Source organism: Variovorax raffinosi, assembly GCF_051216615.1.
Taxonomy (GTDB): domain Bacteria; phylum Pseudomonadota; class Gammaproteobacteria; order Burkholderiales; family Burkholderiaceae_C; genus Variovorax.
In genome coordinates this window covers 342016-357615 of sequence record NZ_JBPJZR010000002.1, presented here as the reverse complement: position 1 = coordinate 357615, position 15600 = coordinate 342016, and the positions used below count along the sequence as shown (strand labels likewise).

At 67.4% G+C, this 15600-nt stretch carries 15 protein-coding genes; 8 read left to right on the top strand and 7 right to left on the bottom strand.

Going from position 1 to position 15600, the window contains the following annotated elements; genetic code table 11:
- Positions 1–18 precede the first annotated feature (18 nt).
- Together ACSFB7_RS07750 and ACSFB7_RS07745 are read right to left on the bottom strand one after the other, a co-directional pair.
- The gene (locus tag ACSFB7_RS07750) at positions 19–750 is read right to left on the bottom strand and encodes an RNA pseudouridine synthase (protein ID WP_435468698.1); all 732 of its coding nucleotides are present in this window, start codon (positions 748–750) and stop codon (positions 19–21) included.
- On the bottom strand, positions 747–2426 hold the full coding sequence (locus ACSFB7_RS07745; protein WP_435468696.1) for an MBL fold metallo-hydrolase: 1680 nt from the start codon (positions 2424–2426) through the stop codon (positions 747–749). The genes ACSFB7_RS07750 and ACSFB7_RS07745 overlap by 4 nt, the downstream gene beginning before the upstream one ends.
- A gap of 119 nt (positions 2427–2545) precedes the next feature.
- On the opposite strand from ACSFB7_RS07745, the gene ACSFB7_RS07740 reads away from it, so the two are divergent.
- Positions 2546–3547 (top strand): Bug family tripartite tricarboxylate transporter substrate binding protein, encoded by a 1002-nt coding sequence (locus tag ACSFB7_RS07740; protein WP_435468694.1) that lies wholly within the window; start codon positions 2546–2548, stop codon positions 3545–3547.
- 339 nt (positions 3548–3886) lie between these two features.
- On the opposite strand, the gene ACSFB7_RS07735 is transcribed toward ACSFB7_RS07740, so the two are convergent.
- On the bottom strand, positions 3887–4717 hold the full coding sequence (locus ACSFB7_RS07735) for a TorF family putative porin (RefSeq protein WP_435468692.1): 831 nt from the start codon (positions 4715–4717) through the stop codon (positions 3887–3889).
- 137 nt (positions 4718–4854) lie between these two features.
- Between ACSFB7_RS07735 and ACSFB7_RS07730 the strand changes: the two genes are divergently transcribed.
- Positions 4855–6315: an MFS transporter gene (locus ACSFB7_RS07730; protein WP_435468690.1), complete on the top strand. Its 1461-nt coding sequence runs from the start codon at positions 4855–4857 to the stop codon at positions 6313–6315.
- On the opposite strand, the gene ACSFB7_RS07725 is transcribed toward ACSFB7_RS07730, so the two are convergent.
- The 3 genes from ACSFB7_RS07725 to ACSFB7_RS07715 form a co-directional block, all read right to left on the bottom strand.
- Positions 6295–6963 carry a hypothetical protein gene (locus ACSFB7_RS07725; protein WP_435468688.1) on the bottom strand — a complete coding sequence of 223 codons (669 nt, stop codon included), beginning with the start codon at positions 6961–6963 and terminating at the stop codon, positions 6295–6297. The two genes, ACSFB7_RS07730 and ACSFB7_RS07725, sit on opposite strands and share 21 nt — an antisense overlap.
- On the bottom strand, positions 6960–7898 hold the full coding sequence (locus ACSFB7_RS07720) for a DMT family transporter (RefSeq protein ID WP_435468686.1): 939 nt from the start codon (positions 7896–7898) through the stop codon (positions 6960–6962). The genes ACSFB7_RS07725 and ACSFB7_RS07720 overlap by 4 nt, the downstream gene beginning before the upstream one ends.
- Before the next feature lie 64 nt (positions 7899–7962).
- Entirely contained in the window at positions 7963–8751 is a 789-nt protein-coding gene (locus ACSFB7_RS07715) for a GntR family transcriptional regulator (protein WP_435468684.1), read from the bottom strand.
- Between the two features lie 213 nt (positions 8752–8964).
- Here ACSFB7_RS07715 and ACSFB7_RS07710 point away from each other — a divergent pair, with 213 nt between their 5' ends.
- The 5 genes from ACSFB7_RS07710 to ACSFB7_RS07690 are packed head-to-tail and all read left to right on the top strand — an operon-like array spanning position 8965 to position 13716.
- Positions 8965–9180 carry a DUF3311 domain-containing protein gene (locus tag ACSFB7_RS07710; RefSeq protein WP_435468682.1) on the top strand — a complete coding sequence of 72 codons (216 nt, stop codon included), beginning with the start codon at positions 8965–8967 and terminating at the stop codon, positions 9178–9180.
- Positions 9177–10652 (top strand): sodium:solute symporter family protein, encoded by a 1476-nt coding sequence (locus ACSFB7_RS07705; RefSeq protein ID WP_435468680.1) that lies wholly within the window; start codon positions 9177–9179, stop codon positions 10650–10652. The genes ACSFB7_RS07710 and ACSFB7_RS07705 overlap by 4 nt, the downstream gene beginning before the upstream one ends.
- Positions 10653–10680: 28 nt before the next feature.
- Positions 10681–11883 (top strand): amidohydrolase family protein, encoded by a 1203-nt coding sequence (locus ACSFB7_RS07700; protein ID WP_435468678.1) that lies wholly within the window; start codon positions 10681–10683, stop codon positions 11881–11883.
- Complete coding sequence (locus tag ACSFB7_RS07695) at positions 11880–13196, top strand: cyanate transporter (RefSeq protein WP_435468676.1); 1317 nt, start codon at positions 11880–11882, stop codon at positions 13194–13196. Before ACSFB7_RS07700 ends, ACSFB7_RS07695 begins: the two co-directional genes overlap by 4 nt.
- A gap of 4 nt (positions 13197–13200) precedes the next feature.
- Complete coding sequence (locus tag ACSFB7_RS07690; protein ID WP_435468674.1) at positions 13201–13716, top strand: nucleoside deaminase; 516 nt, start codon at positions 13201–13203, stop codon at positions 13714–13716.
- On the opposite strand, the gene ACSFB7_RS07685 is transcribed toward ACSFB7_RS07690, so the two are convergent.
- Complete coding sequence (locus ACSFB7_RS07685) at positions 13706–15049, bottom strand: serine hydrolase domain-containing protein (protein ID WP_435468672.1); 1344 nt, start codon at positions 15047–15049, stop codon at positions 13706–13708. The genes ACSFB7_RS07690 and ACSFB7_RS07685 overlap by 11 nt on opposite strands.
- A gap of 190 nt (positions 15050–15239) precedes the next feature.
- On the opposite strand from ACSFB7_RS07685, the gene ACSFB7_RS07680 reads away from it, so the two are divergent.
- Entirely contained in the window at positions 15240–15497 is a 258-nt protein-coding gene (locus tag ACSFB7_RS07680) for a hypothetical protein (RefSeq protein WP_435468670.1), read from the top strand.
- Positions 15498–15600 lie beyond the last annotated feature (103 nt).

The following is a 15600-nucleotide window of genomic DNA, read 5'->3' as shown; positions in this document are numbered from 1 at the left end:
TCGTGCGGCGTCTTTTTTTCAGAAGCGTTCGTGCGGCGCCAGGTAGCGCCACTGGCCCGGCTGCAACCCCGCCAGCGGCACGCGGCCGATGCGGATGCGCCGCATCGCAAGGATGCGCAGTTCCACGCTGTCGCAGATATTGGCGATCTGCCCGGGCCGCGCGCCCTTGAGCGCGAAGCGCAGGCCGGTCTGCTCGTCGGCCTGGCGGCCGATGCTCACGCGTGCGGGCGAACGCTCCAGCCGCACCAGCACCTCGGGGCTGACGGTGCCGGCCACATCGACCATCACTTCGTGCTCGATGACGCCCGCGTCTTCCTGCAGCTTGCGCTCGATGCGGAACTCCTGCGTGTAGACAACCAGCCCGCTCGCACCGGTTTCCAGCGGCGTCATGCAGTGCTGCCCCTTGGCGTGCACCGGCAAAAAACGCAGGCCCGCGCGCTCGGGCTCATGGTGGTTGGCGGCCACCAGCAGGCGGTGTGCCACATCGGTTGCCATGCCCGCCGGCTTGTACAGCAGCAGCGTGACGGGCACGATCGGCTCGGGCTTGGCACCGGCTTCGATCTCGACCTTCTGGTGCGGCTGCACGCGCGATTGCGGCAGCGTGGCCGGCACGCCGTCCACGCGCACGGCGCCGTTCTCGATCAGCAGTTCGGCTTCGCGCCGCGACACGCCGGCCATTGCGGCCACGCGCTTGGCGAGGCGGATGCCTTCGTCTTCAGGAGAGTTGTTGGTGTTGTTTCTGTTGTTCATCGGGGCGCAGTCAGTTGCCGGATGCGCGCCACGTGCGCGGCCAGCGAGCGGGCCGCCACCGGCCACATGCGCTCGGGCACATCGTCGTAGGCGAGCGGCAACCACTCTTCGGGTGTGCCCTCGGGCAGTTTCTGCATGGCGGCGGCGATCTTGGCTTCGCGCTTGAGGCGGTGCGCCTTCAGCATCGCAATGGCGGTGCGGGCAAAGCCGATCACGTAGCCGTGCGCAGGCAGGATGAATTCGACGCCACCCGCTTCGCAGGCCACATCGAGCGCATCGAGCGAGCCCAGGTACGCGCTCATGTCGCCGTCCGGCGGATCGACCACCGTGGTGCTGCCGTTCAGGATGTGGTCGCCGGAGAACAGCAAGCCGTCTTCCTCCAGCACCAGGCACAGGTGGTTGGCCGCATGGCCGGGCGTGTGGATCACGCGCAGGGTGTGCGTGACGGCGTCGCCTTCGGCGGTTGTGCTGCCCGACAGCACGAGGCGCTCGCCGTCCTTCAGTTCGCGCTCGGCGGTGAAGCGTGCGGACGAGCGCGCGGTCGGCGCGGACGACAGCCCCAGGATCGGCGGTTTCGCGTCCTTGCACAGCGCCTGCAGCGGCGCGGCGCCCGGCGAGTGGTCGGCATGCGAATGCGTGCACACGATCATGCGGATGTCGCCATGCGTGGCGCGCCACAGGCGGCCGATGTGGTCGAAGTCGTTCGGACCCGGATCAATGACGATGTAGCCCGTGGCCGCGTCGCCGACGATGTAGCTGTTGGTGCCCGGGCCGGTCATGGCGCTCGGGTTGGGCGCGGTCAGGCGCATCACGTTCCTGAGCAGCGGCACGGGGTGCTCGCTCTGCCAGTCGAGCGCGTGCAGCATCTGGCCTTCGGGGCACACCAGGGCCAGCTCGCCGAAGGGCTGCTCGTGTTCCATGTAGCGCACGTCCTGGCCTTTCAGCAGGCCGCCGCGCGGGCAACTGGTCCACAGCGGCGCCTCGCCGGCACCGCCGGGTGCGCAGGCCGCGAGCACCGCATCGACCGTGGCGTAGGCGGCCATGCGCTGCAGCGTGCGCACGGTCGGGAAGATCATGAAGAAGGTGCCCGCGTCGTGGCGCGCGAGCGCATCGGCCGGGCGCACCCAACAGGGCTCGAACTGCTCGCTTTCGTCGGCCTTGGGTTCCTGGCCTTCCGGCATGCGCGCGACCAGGAAGGGCACGTCGAAGCGCTTGGGCAGGTCGCGGTCGGTGATCCAGTGCGCGAAGGTGAACACCTTGTCGGAGTCCAGCACCAGGCCGCGTGCCGCGCACTGGTCGGCGAAGGCGGTGCCGGCGGTGTCGTTGCGGTCCATCGATGCGATGTCGCCGGCGCTCACCGGGCGGCCGTCGGCATGGTGCGCCAGCAGGATGCCGAGTTCTTCGAACGCTTCGCGGATGGCGGCAATGGCCTGCGTGCGCTGCACGCGGCTCTGGGTGGGGCGGCGCGTGGCGATGCGCTTGGCGGCCTCGTCGGCTTCGTCGATGTGGCCGCCGGGGAATACGTAGGCGCCCGGCGCAAAGCTGGCGGTGGCCGAGCGGCGCGTCATCAGCACTTCGAGGCCGGCCGGGGTGTCGCGCAGCAGCAGCACGGTGGCTGCCGCGCGCACGGGTGCGGGCTCGCGTGCGGGGTGGAGTTGTTGGGTGGAACGGACCATGGGGTGATTATGGAGAGCGGTGGCCATGCGCGTGTGTCGCGCATAAGCTCAGAGGGATTCGGGCATGAGCCGCGCGCCACAATGCGCGGCTGCATCGTTTGCCTCGAAGAAAGACAGTCATGGCCCATTCTCCCTTCTCGCGCCGCGCATTGCTGCTGGCAGGCGCCGCGCTCTGCGCCGCCGCATCGCCGCTGGCCTTTGCCCAGCCCGAGTGGCCGCAACAACCCGTCACATTGATCATGGGTTTTCCCGCCGGTTCGGGCGTCGACGTGGTCGCCCGCACCATCCAGGAGCCGCTGGCCAAGCAGTTGGGGCGCCCGGTCATCATCGACTACAAGTCGGGCGCCGCCGGCAACATTGCCAGCGAGTACGTGGCGCACGCCAAGCCTGATGGCTACACGCTGTCTTTCGGCACCGCCGCCACGCATGGCAGCAATGCGGCGCTCTACAAGAAGTTGTCGTTCGACGTCGAAGCCGACTTCGTGCCCGTGGCGCCGGTGCTCGATGTGTCGAACGTGCTCACCATCAATCCGGACGTGATCAACGTCAAGACCTTGAAGGAGTTCGTGGAGCTGGTCAAGGCCCATCCGGGCAAGTACAACTATGCGTCGACGGGCAATGGCGCGGGCACGCACATGGCCTTTGCCGAGTTCAATTCGCGCCTGGGGCTGGACATGGTCCACGTGCCCTACAAGGGCGGCCCGGAGGCGATCACCTCGGTGATTCGTGGCGAGACCTGCTGCATCATGAACCAGGTGCAAACGGTGTTGCCGCACTACAAGGCCGGCAAGGTGCGGCTGCTGGGGGTGACGACCGCCACGGCGGTGCCGGCGGTGAAGGAGGTGCCCACCATCGCCTCCAGCGGACTGCCGGGCACCAAGGGTTTCGACAGCTCGATCTGGTTCGGCATCTTCGCCCCCAAGGGCACGGACCCGCAGATCGTCGACAAGCTCAATGCTGCTGTGAAGGCGGTGCTGGAGCAGCCGGAGATTCGCGAGCGTTTCGAGAGCCAGGGGAACAGTGTGCGCATCGAGTCGCCTGCGCAGTTCAAGAAGACCGTTCACGCCAATCGCGTGAAGTGGGCTGAGGTGGTGAAGGCGGCGAACATCAGCATTGATTGATGTGATGGGCTGGCTGCGCTTTTTTGGGCGCCGCTGTTTTTTCAGGGCGAGTGCGAATGACACCAGGAGCTCCCCTCCGCGAATGTCCCCCGCTTCGCTCCTCCTTTATTTCGCTGCGGGGAGCACCTGGTGCCATTCGCACATGGACGCGCTGCTGGTGTGCAGCCGATCAACAACCGCTGTGTCCAACGCTCACGTCGATACGGGGCTCTTTTTCGCGAAATAAAGGAGGAGCGAAGCGGGGGACATTCGCGAAAAAGAGCACCGTGTCGGCGGGAGTGTCGCCCTGAACGACAGCACTAAAAACAACGCCCCCACGCCCCCGACAACAAGCAAGCGTTACAGCGTCTTCGTCAGCGTAAGAATGAAGCGCGCCTTGTTCGCCGAATAGGTCTGCTTGCCAAAGGTGCCAAAGCCCAGGTCGTAACCAGCGTTGCTCACCGAAAGGTAAGAGCTCTGCTTGTTGGCACCCTGCACCGAGCCGGCCAGCGACAGGCCATTGCCGAAGTCGTACGAAGCACCCACGTTGTAGTCCACATAGCTCTTGTAGCCCAGGCTGCGGATGTCGCTCGACATGTTCGTGTAGCCGATGGCCGCCTTCAGCGTGAGCTTCGGAAAAATCTCCTTGCTGTAGGCCAGGTTCAGATAACCGGTGTTGGTGCCCTTCAGGCCCGAACCGGCCTTGTTGCCCGCGTAGTTGAAGTAGTCCTTCGACACCGTGTGCGAATACTTCAGCGTGAACGAGCCGATCGTCTCGTCGGTGTAGCCCGCGCTGCCGTACAGCTCCGTCGTGTTGCCCGACGAGTTGCCCGGATAGAGGTACGTGAGCGCACCCACGTCCATGTCGAAGGGGCCGGCCTTGAACTTGTAGCCGCCGTAGATGTCGCTCTCGATGCTGTTGCCCTTGAGCCAGTTGACGCTCGAATTCCAGTTGCCCACATAGAAGCCGCTCTCGCCAAAGGCGTAGTCGAAGCCGCCCTGAATCGCGGGCTTGATGCTCCGGGTCTTGGCTAGGTCGTTCTTGCCCAGCATGTCCTGGTCCTGGCCACGGAACTTGTAGTCGGTGGTCAGCGCCACGTTGCCCGTGAGCTGCGCGCTCGCGAGCATCGGCAGGGCGGCAAGGGTGGGGAGAACGAGCACCGGCAGGGCGACGCGAAGAAGATGTTTCATTGAAAGAAAACGCTATCGAATAGAGGAGCCGGCAGCGTAGAAGGGCGGGTCTAAAAGCCGCGTAAAAAAACGGGGTGCGGGCGCAAAATTTCTGACCGGCGCTGTCGATCCGGGCCTGCGCCGTTCGACTACTGGGCATGAACAACACCTCCATCGCCTCACTTCAAGCCGCCCGTTCAGCCGCTGCCACGGCCCTGAGCGCGCCCGATCCACGCCGCTGGAAAGCGCTGGCCGTGCTGTGCACGGCCTACTTCATGGTGATCCTCGATTCGCAGATCGTCATCCTGGCGCTGCCGTCCATCGAACGGGCGCTGGGTTTCTCGCCGGGCCATGTGCAGTGGGTCATGAGCGCGTACCTGCTGAGCTTCGGCGGCCTGCTGCTGCTCGGTGGCCGCATGGCCGACCTGCTGGGGCGGCGGCGCATGTTCATGCTCGGCACCGGCCTGTTTCTCGTCGCCTCGTTGGGTTGCGGGTTCGCCACTTCGCCGCGCGTGCTGATCGTGGCGCGCGTGCTGCAGGGCGCGGCGGCCGCGGTGATGTCGCCTTCGGCGCTGTCCATCCTCATGACCACCTTCACCGAAGGCGCGGAGCGCAACAAGGCGCTGGGCATCTGGTCGGGCATGGGCGGCGTGGGCGCCACGTCGGCATTGCTGATCGGCGGGCCGCTGGCCGACCTGCTGGGCTGGCCGTGGATCTTCTACATCAACGCGCCGGTGGCGGCAGCGGTGATGGTGCTGTGCCCGATGCTGCTGCGCGAAAGCCGCGCCGACGAGCGCACCCATCCGCGCCGCTACGACCCGGCCGGTGCGTTCACCATCACGGCCGGCCTGATGCTGCTGGTGTATGCGCTGGTCGAGGCGCCCGTGGCCGGTTGGTTCAGCGGCCAGACCCTGGGCGTGTTCGCCGTTGCCGTGGCGTTGCTCGCGCTGTTCGTGCTGATCGAGGCGCGCTCCGCCGCGCCGCTGGTGCCGCTGTCGATCTTCAGGTCGCGCACGCTGGTCGGCGGCAACCTGCTGATGCTCGTGCTCGGCATGGCCGGCTGGGGCGTGGGCACGACGGTCTCGCTCTATGCGCAGAAGGTGCTGGGCTATTCGGCGCTGCAGTTCGGCCTGGGCACGGCGGTGCTCACGGTGATGGCGGTGGTCGGCTCGACCTTCGGGCAGGGTTTCGTCACGCGCGTGGGCTTTCGCCGCGTGGCGATGGCCGCGATGCTGCTGCTCTGCGTGGCGAGCCTGCTGCTGAGCAGCATCCGCTTGAACGGCACCTACTTCGGCGACATCTTTTTCGGCCTGTTCATCTTCGGCGCGGGGCTCGGCGCATGCGCCGTGGCCGCATCGATTGCGGCGCTGTCGGGTGTGGGCAAGAGCGAGGCGGGGCTGGCCTCGGGCATCAACACTGCTGCGTTCCAGTTGGGCGGTGCGTTCGGCGCCGCGGCGGTGGCGACCGTGGCCGTGTCGTTCGCGGTGGGAGGCTCCGTGCCGGCGCTGCACCGTGGCTATCAGGCGTCGTTCATCGCCAGTGCCGTCTTTGCAGCGGTCGGCATGCTCGTGGCATGGCGGCTGCTGCGCCTCCCGTCCTTAGTGGAGGAGGGGGCCTGAACCCTCGGCCTTCTCGCGAAGCCGTTCCGCCTTTTGCGCCAGCTCCGTCGCCTCGACGACCTGCTGAATCGAAAGCGGGCCGGTCAGCTCGACGTCACCAGTGAGCACGCTTTGCAGCGCCTCTTGTCCGGCCCGCCCCGCCAACCAGGCAAACGCCGAAGTGATCGAGCCACCGCCGAACTTGGCACGCAGCGCCTTCGACGCTGCACGGCTCACCTCGGCAAACGCCTCCTGGTCGGCGGCCGTCGAAGCCGCGCGAACGACAAAGCAGAACGCCGCGAGCTTGTCGGCTTCCGTGCGCAGGCGACGGGCCTTGGCTGCGCTTTGGGGCGCTTGCCCGAGGAGCATGGGTTCGAGCGCATCGGTGAACACCTGCACCTGCTGCCCTTCCACCCAGGTGGCATCCGCTCGCGACACGACTTCGACCGGCAGGCCGCGCGCCTTGGAGGCCCGCTCGGCGGCAGCCTGCGCTTCATCTGCCTGCGCGGCAGGCCACACAAGAAGCGGCGACTGCACCGTGCCATGCACCGCCCATCGGCCCGCGCCATTGAGGCAGCGCACGTAGTCGCCCTGCGCGCCACCATGCCGAGGGTCCACAAGGGAAAGGAGCAGGTACTGTTCGTGCGGCATCGGTGCGTTCATGTTCAAGGAGCCGTCGATTGTCGCCGCAGCAGGCGCGCAGGCATCGTCATCGCGATCACGCCGGCCATGACGCACGCCAGCCCGATCCACGCGGTGGCCGCCAGCGTCTCGCCCAGAAACACCACGCCGATCATCACGCCGATGGGCACGCGCAGGTAGGCCTGCGCGGAGGTCGACATCGGCCCCAGCGTCTTGATGAGCCGGAAGTAGATGGTGAAGGCGAGCGCGGTCGACAGCACCGCGAGCGCCAGCACCGCCCCCATCGACGCGGCCGAAGGCGACAGCATCCACGGCCGGTCGATGGCGATGCTCGCGGGCAGCAGCATCGCCGCGCCGCACAGCATCGAGCCGGCGGCCGGCACCATCGGGTCCAGCCCCTTGAACACGCGCCCGAACATCGCGGCGCAGCCGTAGCACACGGCCGCCGCCACCAGCCCGAGCTGCGCCAGCAGCGAATGCCCCAGCCCGTTCAGCGCCTCGACGCCGACGATCAGGCAGATGCCCGCCAGGCCCGCGCCCACGCCGAACAGCCGGCGCAGCGTCGGCTTTTCCGCGCCGCTCATACCCAAGCCCAGCAGGAAGATGAAGATCGGCGAGGTCGAGTTCAAGATGGTCGCCAGCCCCGCATCGACGCTGCGCTCGGCCCACGCGATGAGCGTGAACGGCAGCACGCTGTTCAGGCAGGCCTGCAGCATGAAGCGGCCCCACATGGCAGGTTCGGTCGGCAGCTTCACGCCGCGCATGCGCAGCACCGCGAGCAGCAGCGCACCGGCGATCAGCGTGCGCGCCGCGATCAGCGTGACCGGCGGAATGGTCGCAACGCCGATCTTGATGAAGGTGTACGAGGCGCCCCAGCAGGTGGCGAGCACCGCGAGCAGGGCCCATTCGAGGGCGGCGCGGGGAGGGGCTTTGCCGGGCGTGGCGAGTGCGGGTGTGTGCATGGTGCGCCGATCATCGCGAGACCGGGCCACCGACACTTCGGCCTGCAGCGAAGCGTGGATGCCGTCAGTGGCCGTGCGAGTGATCGTGCGAACGCAGGCTGTTGGCGCCGCCGTTCAGCAGGCTCGCCAGGTCCACTTCCTGCTCGGCCGCCGCACCGGAAATCACGCGGTGCTCCAGTTCGTCGAGGTGTTCCAGCGCCACCGCCAGCGCGGCATCGAGCGACTTGCCCATCAGCGCCTCGATGATCTGTTCATGCTCGCGCGGCGCGCAGCTCGCGGCCTCGGCTGAATCGTAGAGCGCCTTGTACAGCTCGGTGTTCGAGATCAGCCGCTGGATGTACGACAGCAGTTCGTCGCTGCCCGCCATCTGCGCCAGCAGCAGGTGGAAGTCGCCCGCCAGCCGTATCGCGTCTTCGCGCCGGCCTTCCTTGAAGGCCTTCTGCTCGGCCTGCACGTGCTTGCGCAGCGTGGCCACCTGGTCGCGCGCGAGCTGGCCGAACAGCGTGGTGATGAGCCCGGCTTCCACGATGCGGCGCGCGCGGTAGATGCCACGCATATCGTCGATCGACGGATTCGGCACGAAGGCGCCGCGGTTGTGCTCCAGCACCAGCCGCTTTTCAGACCCCAGTCGCGCCAGCACCTTGCGCACCGCGCCGCGCGTGCAGCCCAGCGCCTCGGCCAGCGCGCGTTCGCGCAGCGGCTTGCCGGGGCGCAGCTTGCCGCTCAGCAGCGCCTTCGACACGGCCGCATAGACACGCTCGTCCACGTTGGCATCGTCGTCTTCTGCTTCGACGGTGGCATCGGGCTTGGCGGTGGGGGCGGTGGCTGGGGAGCGGCGGGTGGCGGAGGGCATGGGCGGGCAGGGCAAGCGAGCGGGGCGTTGGGGCGCTTTCGGTCCGTGGGGCGTCCGGATTATTGCCTGCGGCCCGACGCCTACGGGAAAGCCCCCGGATTGACGCGGCCCGCCCGGCTCCGTACCATTCGCGCCGTTTGGTTAACCAAATTAAATATGTATGGTTAACCAAAATAGACATAATTTCAACCCAAACTGGAATCGAGGCTCCCGATGAAATCCGTCAAATGGCTGGCCGTGCTGCCGGTCGCTGCTTTCTTCAGCGGCGGGTGGCTCTCGGCCATCGCGCCCACCTTCGTGTTCGGCATGCCTTTCCTGATGGTGTGGAACGTCAGCTGGCTGGTGCTGACCTCGCTGATCATGGTGGTCATCGACCGCGCCGAAGGCGACCTCGACGCCCCCACCACCGCCACCGGAGACGCACGATGAACGCCGCATTGGGTGTGATCGCGCTCTTCGTCGTCGGCGCGCTGGGCCTGGCGGTGCTCGCGCGCCGTGGCCGCACCATGAGCCTGGAGCAATGGGCGCTGGGCGGGCGCGGGCTGGGCGCCATCATGGTGTTCCTGCTGATGGCGGGCGAATCGTTCTCCACCTTCACCTTTCTGGGCGCGAGCGGCTGGTCGTACAGCAAGGGCTCGCCGGCCTTCTACATCCTGGCCTACGGCGGGCTGGCCTACCTGATGGCCTTCTGGATGCTGCCGGCCATCTGGCGCTACGCCACCGCGCACAAGCTGGTGTCGTTCTCGGACTTCTTCGCCCACAAGTACAACAGCCGCCCGCTTGGCGTGCTGGTGTCCATCGTCGCGCTCATGGGCATGGTGGCGCTGCTCACCATCCAGTTGCGCGGGCTCGGCATCATCGTGTCGGAGGCCTCGTACGGCTCCATCGCGCCGCAGGTCGCCATCTGGATCGGCACCGTCGTCATGGTGTCGTACATCCTGTTCTCGGGCATCCACGGCTCGGCCAGCATCGCCATCGTGAAGGACGTGCTGATCCTCGTGCTCGCGGTGTTCCTGGGCATCTACCTGCCCTGGCACTACTACGGCGGCGTCACGCCGATGTTCACGGCCATCCACGCGGCCAACCCCACCTTCTTCGAGTTTCCGAAGGAAGGGCTCAACCTCACCTGGTACAACTCGACCATCCTGCTCACGGCGCTGGGCTACTACCTGTACCCGTTCAACCTGACGTCGGTGTATGCGGCCAAGAGCGCCAGCGCGGTGAGGCGCAACACCATCCTGATGCCGCTGTACCAGGTGGTCATCGCCTTCCTGTTCCTGGTCGGCTTCGCGGCCATCCTGCAGGTGCCGGGCCTCAAGGGCGCCGAGGTCGACCTCGCGCTGTTCGGCCTCGTCAAGCACACCTTCGATCCGTGGTTCGTCGGCGTGATCGGCGGCACGGGCGTGCTCACCGCGCTGGTGCCGGGCTCGATGATCCTGCTGACCGCTTCGACGGTGATCGGCAAGAACGTCTACAAGGAAGGCTTTGCCCACAACGCGACCGACAAGCAGGTGTCGCGCGTGGCGCGCGGCGTGCTGCCGGTGTTTGCGCTGGTGGCGGTGTACTTCGTGCTGCGCGGCGGCGCGACCATCGTGTCGGTCGCCATCTTCGCGTCCAGCCTGCTCACGCAACTGCTGCCTTCGCTGCTGTTCAGCCTCATGAAGAAGCCTTTCGGCAACAAGCATTCGGCCTTCGCGGGCATCCTGGCGGGCGGCGCGGTGCTGGCCTTCATGATGACCACCAGCGCCAACCTGGGTACGCTGTTCCCGGCCGCGCCGGTGGTCTTCAAGTCGCTCAACATCGGGCTCGTGGCGCTGGCGACCAATGCGCTGGTGTTCGTGATCGTGGCGCTGTTCACGCGGCGCACCGTGTCGCACGCCACCGCCGCCCAGCCGGCCTGATGCACTTCAACGAACGGACCTTCTCATCATGCCTTCGCTCCTGATTCGCAACGTGCGCCCCATGGGCGCTTCCCCGGTCGACGTGCTGGTGCAGGAGGGGCGCATCGCCGCCGTCGGCACCGCGCTGCCCGCGCCCGCCGATGCCGCCGTGGAAGACGGCGCCGGCGCCTTGCTGCTGCCCGGCCTGGTCGAAGGCCACACCCACCTCGACAAGACGATGTGGGGCATGGACTGGTACCGCAACGAAGTCGGCGTGAACCTCATCGACAAGATCGAGAACGAACGCGCCTTTCGCCATGCGAGCGGGCACGACGCCGCCGCGCAATCGCTGGTGCTGGCCAAGGCCTTTCTCGCGCTCGGCACCACGCGGCTGCGCACGCATGTCGATGTCGACACGCAGGCCGGCCTGCGCCACCTCGAAGGCACCATGCGCACGCGCGAGACGCTGCGCGCGCTGCAGCAGATCCAGATCGTCGCGTTCCCGCAGTCGGGCCTGCTCACGCGGCCGGGCACCTTCGAGCTGCTCGACCAGGCCATGGCGCAAGGCGCAGACGTGCTGGGCGGGCTCGACCCCTGCGCCATCGACGGCGACCCGGTGCGCTCGCTCGACATGCTGTTCGCCATTGCCGGCAAGCACCGCTGCCCCGTCGACATTCACCTGCACGAGCCCGGCGCCATGGGCGCGTTTTCGCTCGACCTGATCCTGCAGCGCACCGAAGCGCTGGGCATGCATGGCCAGGTCGCCATCAGCCACGGCTTCTGCCTGGGCGACGTGAGCGAACGCGAGCGCGAAGTGCTGCTCGCGCGCATGGCGAAGCTTGGTGTGGTGCTCATCACCAGCGCGCCGCCTTCACGCATGGTGCCGCCGCTCATGGCCTGCCGGCAGGCTGGCGTGACCGTGCTCGGCGGCAACGACGGCATCCGCGACACCTGGTCGCCATATGGCAACCCCGACATGCTGGAGCGCGCCATGATCATCGGCATGCGCTACAACCTGCGCCGCGATGACGAGATCGAAGTGGCGCTCGACACCGTCACGCACGCCGGTGCGCGCGGCTGCGGCTTCGAGGCCTACGGGCTCGAAGTTGGTTGCCGTGCAGACCTCGTGCTGGTCGATGCGCAGACGCCCGCGCAGGCCGTGGTCTCGCGGCCCGTGCGCCAACTGGTGGTGGCGGGCGGGCGCATCGTGGCGCGCAACGGCGTGCTGCAGGCCGACGTGGCCGCCTTGTGACGACAACGCGCAGCCGCCATCAGGGCGGCGCCGCCTTCGCCTTCGTAATCGTGCTGGTCGCGCTGAACCTGCGCGCCTTTCTCACGTCGAGCAGTCCGTTGCTCGAACCCATCCGCCTGGCGACGGGCATCGGCTTTCATGCGGTGGCGCTGCTCACCGTGCTGCCGATGTTCGCGATGGGCGCGATGTCCTTGTTCGGCTCGGCCGTGGGGCAGCGCATCGGCGCGCGCGGCGGCATCGCGCTCGGTCTGGGCGCCATTGCGCTGGCCTGCGCGAGCCGCTACGTGGCGGGCGGCGCGGCGGCCTTGCTGTGGAGCGCCGCGCTCGCGGGCGCCGGTGTCGGGCTGGTGCAGGCGCTGATGCCGGGCGTGGTCAAGCAGGCCTACCCGTCGCGCATCGGCGTGATGACGGGGCTGTATTCGGCCGCCATCATGGGTGGCGGCGGGCTCGGTGCCATGGCCAGCCCATGGGTGGCGCATGCACTGGGCGGCGCGCAGGCCGACTGGCATGCGGGCCTGGCGATGTGGGCCGTGCTGGCCACGGTGGCGCTGCTGTCGTGGCTCGGCCTGCGCCGCGCGACACCGGACACGGCGACGAACACGGCGGCGACTGCACCGCGCCAGAACCTCTCATGGCTGCGCTGCTTTCGCAGCCCGCGCGCATGGCTGCTGGCCGTGTGTTTTGGTCTCATCAACGGCGGCTACACCAGCCTCGTCGCATGGCTGCCGCACTTCTACGCCCAGCAGGGATGGACCGCGCAAGAGGGCGGCTCGGTGCTCGCGCTGATGACGGCGGCGCAGGTCGTCGCCGCGCTCGCCATGCCCGCGCTGGCGCGCAGCCGTGGGCGCGACCTGCGGCCCTGGCTTGCACTCACGCTGGTCGCGCAGCTCGCGGGCTTCGCGGCGCTCATGTTCGACTTGCCCGTGCCCGCAGCCGGCGTGGCCGTCACGCTCGGCTTCGGCCTTGGCGGCGCCTTCGCGCTGTGCATGGTGCTGGCGCTCGACCATCTGCCCGACCCGGCGCAGGCCGGCGCGCTGGCGGGCTTCATGCAGGGCGTGGGTTTCATGATCGCGGCGCTCGCGCCCTTCGTCACCGGTTGGGTGCGCGAGCAGACCGGTGGCTTCACCTACGCATGGGCCTACCTGGCCGCCGTGGTCGTCGTGCTGCTGCCGCTGATGCTGCGCTTCGATCCGCGCCGCTATGCAGTGGCCACCGCCGGCCTGTTCGACGCGCAGCGCGGCTCGCCCGGTGCTGCTGCTGCTGCTGCCGCTGCTGCCATCCGCCCTGTGCTCGACAACGCAAGAAAGGTCTGACCCCATGTACCAACAGGAATTCATGCAGCGCGCGCTCGCGCTGTCCGCGCAGGCGCTGCAGGCGCACGGCACCGAGCCCTTCGGCGCCGTCGTCGTGAAAGACGGCGTGATCGTCGGCGAAGGCTTCAACCATTCGGTGGCGCACCACGACCCGACCTCGCATGGCGAGGTCGAAGCCATCCGCGATGCCTGCCGCAAGCTCGGCACCGTCGACCTGTCGGGCTGCGAGCTGTACACCTCGTGCGAGCCCTGTGCCATGTGCGTGGCCGCCATGCACATCGCGGGCATCGGCAAGCTTTACTACGCGGCGACGCTCGCGCAATCGGGCGAGGCCTTTGAAGGACTCACGGTGGCGGCGCGGCACCCGATCGATGTCGAGACGCTGCGCGCCGAAGCCGGCGCCACCATCGAGCGGCGCACGCAGGCGTCGGAACAGAAACTGGACCGCGAGGCCCTGCAGATTCTTTCCGACTGGGCGGCGACGCGACGCGCCGGGCCGACTGAAGCGCCTAGGTCTTGAGCGCCTTCACGACCGCGTCGAAAAACGGAATCGCCGGAATGCCGATGACCATTGGATTGGTCTGCGCGCCCCAGACGACGACCACGACCTTTTCCTTGCGGTTGATGTAGATCTGCTGGCCCATGATCCCGTTCGCGAAGAACGCGCCGTCCGCCACGGACTGGCTGCTCTTGTTGGTGGGGAGCCACCACAGATAGCCGTAGTCCGACGCGGTGCCCGTGCTCAGCACCTTGGGGGAGCCCGCCTCCGAGACCCATCCCGCGGGCAGCACCTGCGTGCCGGCGGCAACGCCATCGTTCATGACGAACAGGCCGAACCGCCCATAGTCACGCAATGTCGCGCTGATGCCGCCGGCCCCGAACTCGACCCCGTTGGGTGAGTTCAGCCACCAGTTGGCCTGTGCCTGCATGCCGAACTTCGACCAGATCTTCTCGGACAGGTACTGCGCCAGCGGCTTCTTGGCCGCGTTGTACAGGACCTCGCTGGCCACCTGCGCTTCACCTGTGCTGTAGTTGAACACCGAGCCCGGCGCGGCCGCGCGAGGCAGCTTGCTCATGAGGTCCATGGCCGCGCCTGGCTGCTGGCCGATCTGCACCTCCAGCAGTTGACGTCGATCGGACTTGGGGTCGGTGTAGGTCTCGTCCCATTTCACCCCCGAGGCCATCATCAGCACATTGCGCACCGTGACGCCGTCGTAGGCGCTTCCCGCCAATCGGGGAACGTACTTGATCACCTGGTCGTCGAGGCTGGCGATGTAGCCGTCCTTCACGGCGGCGCCGATCAGGGTCGAGGTGATCGACTTGGCCACCGACATCGACATCCAGCGGGTCTTTTGCGTGTTGCCGTACTGGTAGGTCTCGTTGACCACGTTGCCGTCTTTCAGGATCAGCAATCCGGACACGCGGTTGGTCGCAAGAAAATCGGCAAGGCCGTACGGCGTGCCATTGACCGTGAAGTCCACCTTGGTCAGTTGCGTGGCGGCCGCGGGCAGTGGATAGGGTGTGCCGCCGGGCTCGATCGTGCGTGTCGGAAACAGCCGGTCGGTGTTGCGGTAGGTGTTGACGGCCAGGTCCGGGGAGAGGGCGCCGTCATAGATCTGGCGAACCGTGCCGATCGGCTCCGACGCATGCGGATATCCGTTTGCATTGCCGGTGTCACCGCCAGCGGGCGGAGCCGCGACGACCGGAGGAAGAACGACCCCTCCGCCACCACCGCCGCCCCCTCCACCACCGCCGCAAGCGGCGAGCAGCAATGCGAGGGCAAGCACAGGAACCGACACGGCCATGCGCACGGGGCGCGATGGTGCGAATGCCTTCAGAACACTTGGATCCACGCGAATCTCCTTGTTGGTATTGACGTTCGCGAGCCGTGGGGCATGCCCCCGTTCATCTCCTCCGGCTTGCCGGCGCGGATGATCGCATCTGTCGGGTTTATCTCAAAGTCACGTGCGGTCGCCGCTGACACGACGCTGTCACAAGCGATGCAACCATCAAGCCTTGTTTCAATACTTGGAGGAACACCCGATGAACAAGGCCCTGATCGCACTCGCCACCTCGCTCACCCTGCTCGCGGCCGGCACCGCCAGCGCGCAGATCGGCAAGGCCGCATCCGAGGCGACCGACGCCGCGCAGCACAAGATCGACGAGAAGCAGGCCGACAGCAAGGCCAAGAAGAGCGGCCCCGTCGGCAAGGCCGTGAACAACGTCAAGTCGGGCTATCACAAGAACCGGGCGAAGAACTCGGCCAACAAGGCCAAGCAGGCGTTGAAGGACGTAGGCTGAGCGAGCCTGCGGGGGAGTGGCACCGCGTTGCCCTTGCGTAAGCCCGCAAAAGGGCCGATGCGGCATACTTCCACCCCCCAAAACACTCGCCAGAGACCCCACT

Coding starts and splice junctions, on each gene's coding strand:
- ACSFB7_RS07690 (WP_435468674.1), top strand. CDS start 13,201: ATGTACCAACAGGAATTCATGCAGCGCGCGCTCGCGCTGTCCGCGCAG.
- ACSFB7_RS07745 (WP_435468696.1), bottom strand. CDS start 2,426: ATGGTCCGTTCCACCCAACAACTCCACCCCGCACGCGAGCCCGCACCC.
- ACSFB7_RS07735 (WP_435468692.1), bottom strand. CDS start 4,717: ATGAAACATCTTCTTCGCGTCGCCCTGCCGGTGCTCGTTCTCCCCACC.
- ACSFB7_RS07740 (WP_435468694.1), top strand. CDS start 2,546: ATGGCCCATTCTCCCTTCTCGCGCCGCGCATTGCTGCTGGCAGGCGCC.
- ACSFB7_RS07715 (WP_435468684.1), bottom strand. CDS start 8,751: ATGCCCTCCGCCACCCGCCGCTCCCCAGCCACCGCCCCCACCGCCAAG.
- ACSFB7_RS07750 (WP_435468698.1), bottom strand. CDS start 750: ATGAACAACAGAAACAACACCAACAACTCTCCTGAAGACGAAGGCATC.
- ACSFB7_RS07700 (WP_435468678.1), top strand. CDS start 10,681: ATGCCTTCGCTCCTGATTCGCAACGTGCGCCCCATGGGCGCTTCCCCG.
- ACSFB7_RS07680 (WP_435468670.1), top strand. CDS start 15,240: ATGAACAAGGCCCTGATCGCACTCGCCACCTCGCTCACCCTGCTCGCG.
- ACSFB7_RS07720 (WP_435468686.1), bottom strand. CDS start 7,898: ATGCACACACCCGCACTCGCCACGCCCGGCAAAGCCCCTCCCCGCGCC.
- ACSFB7_RS07730 (WP_435468690.1), top strand. CDS start 4,855: ATGAACAACACCTCCATCGCCTCACTTCAAGCCGCCCGTTCAGCCGCT.
- ACSFB7_RS07710 (WP_435468682.1), top strand. CDS start 8,965: ATGAAATCCGTCAAATGGCTGGCCGTGCTGCCGGTCGCTGCTTTCTTC.
- ACSFB7_RS07705 (WP_435468680.1), top strand. CDS start 9,177: ATGAACGCCGCATTGGGTGTGATCGCGCTCTTCGTCGTCGGCGCGCTG.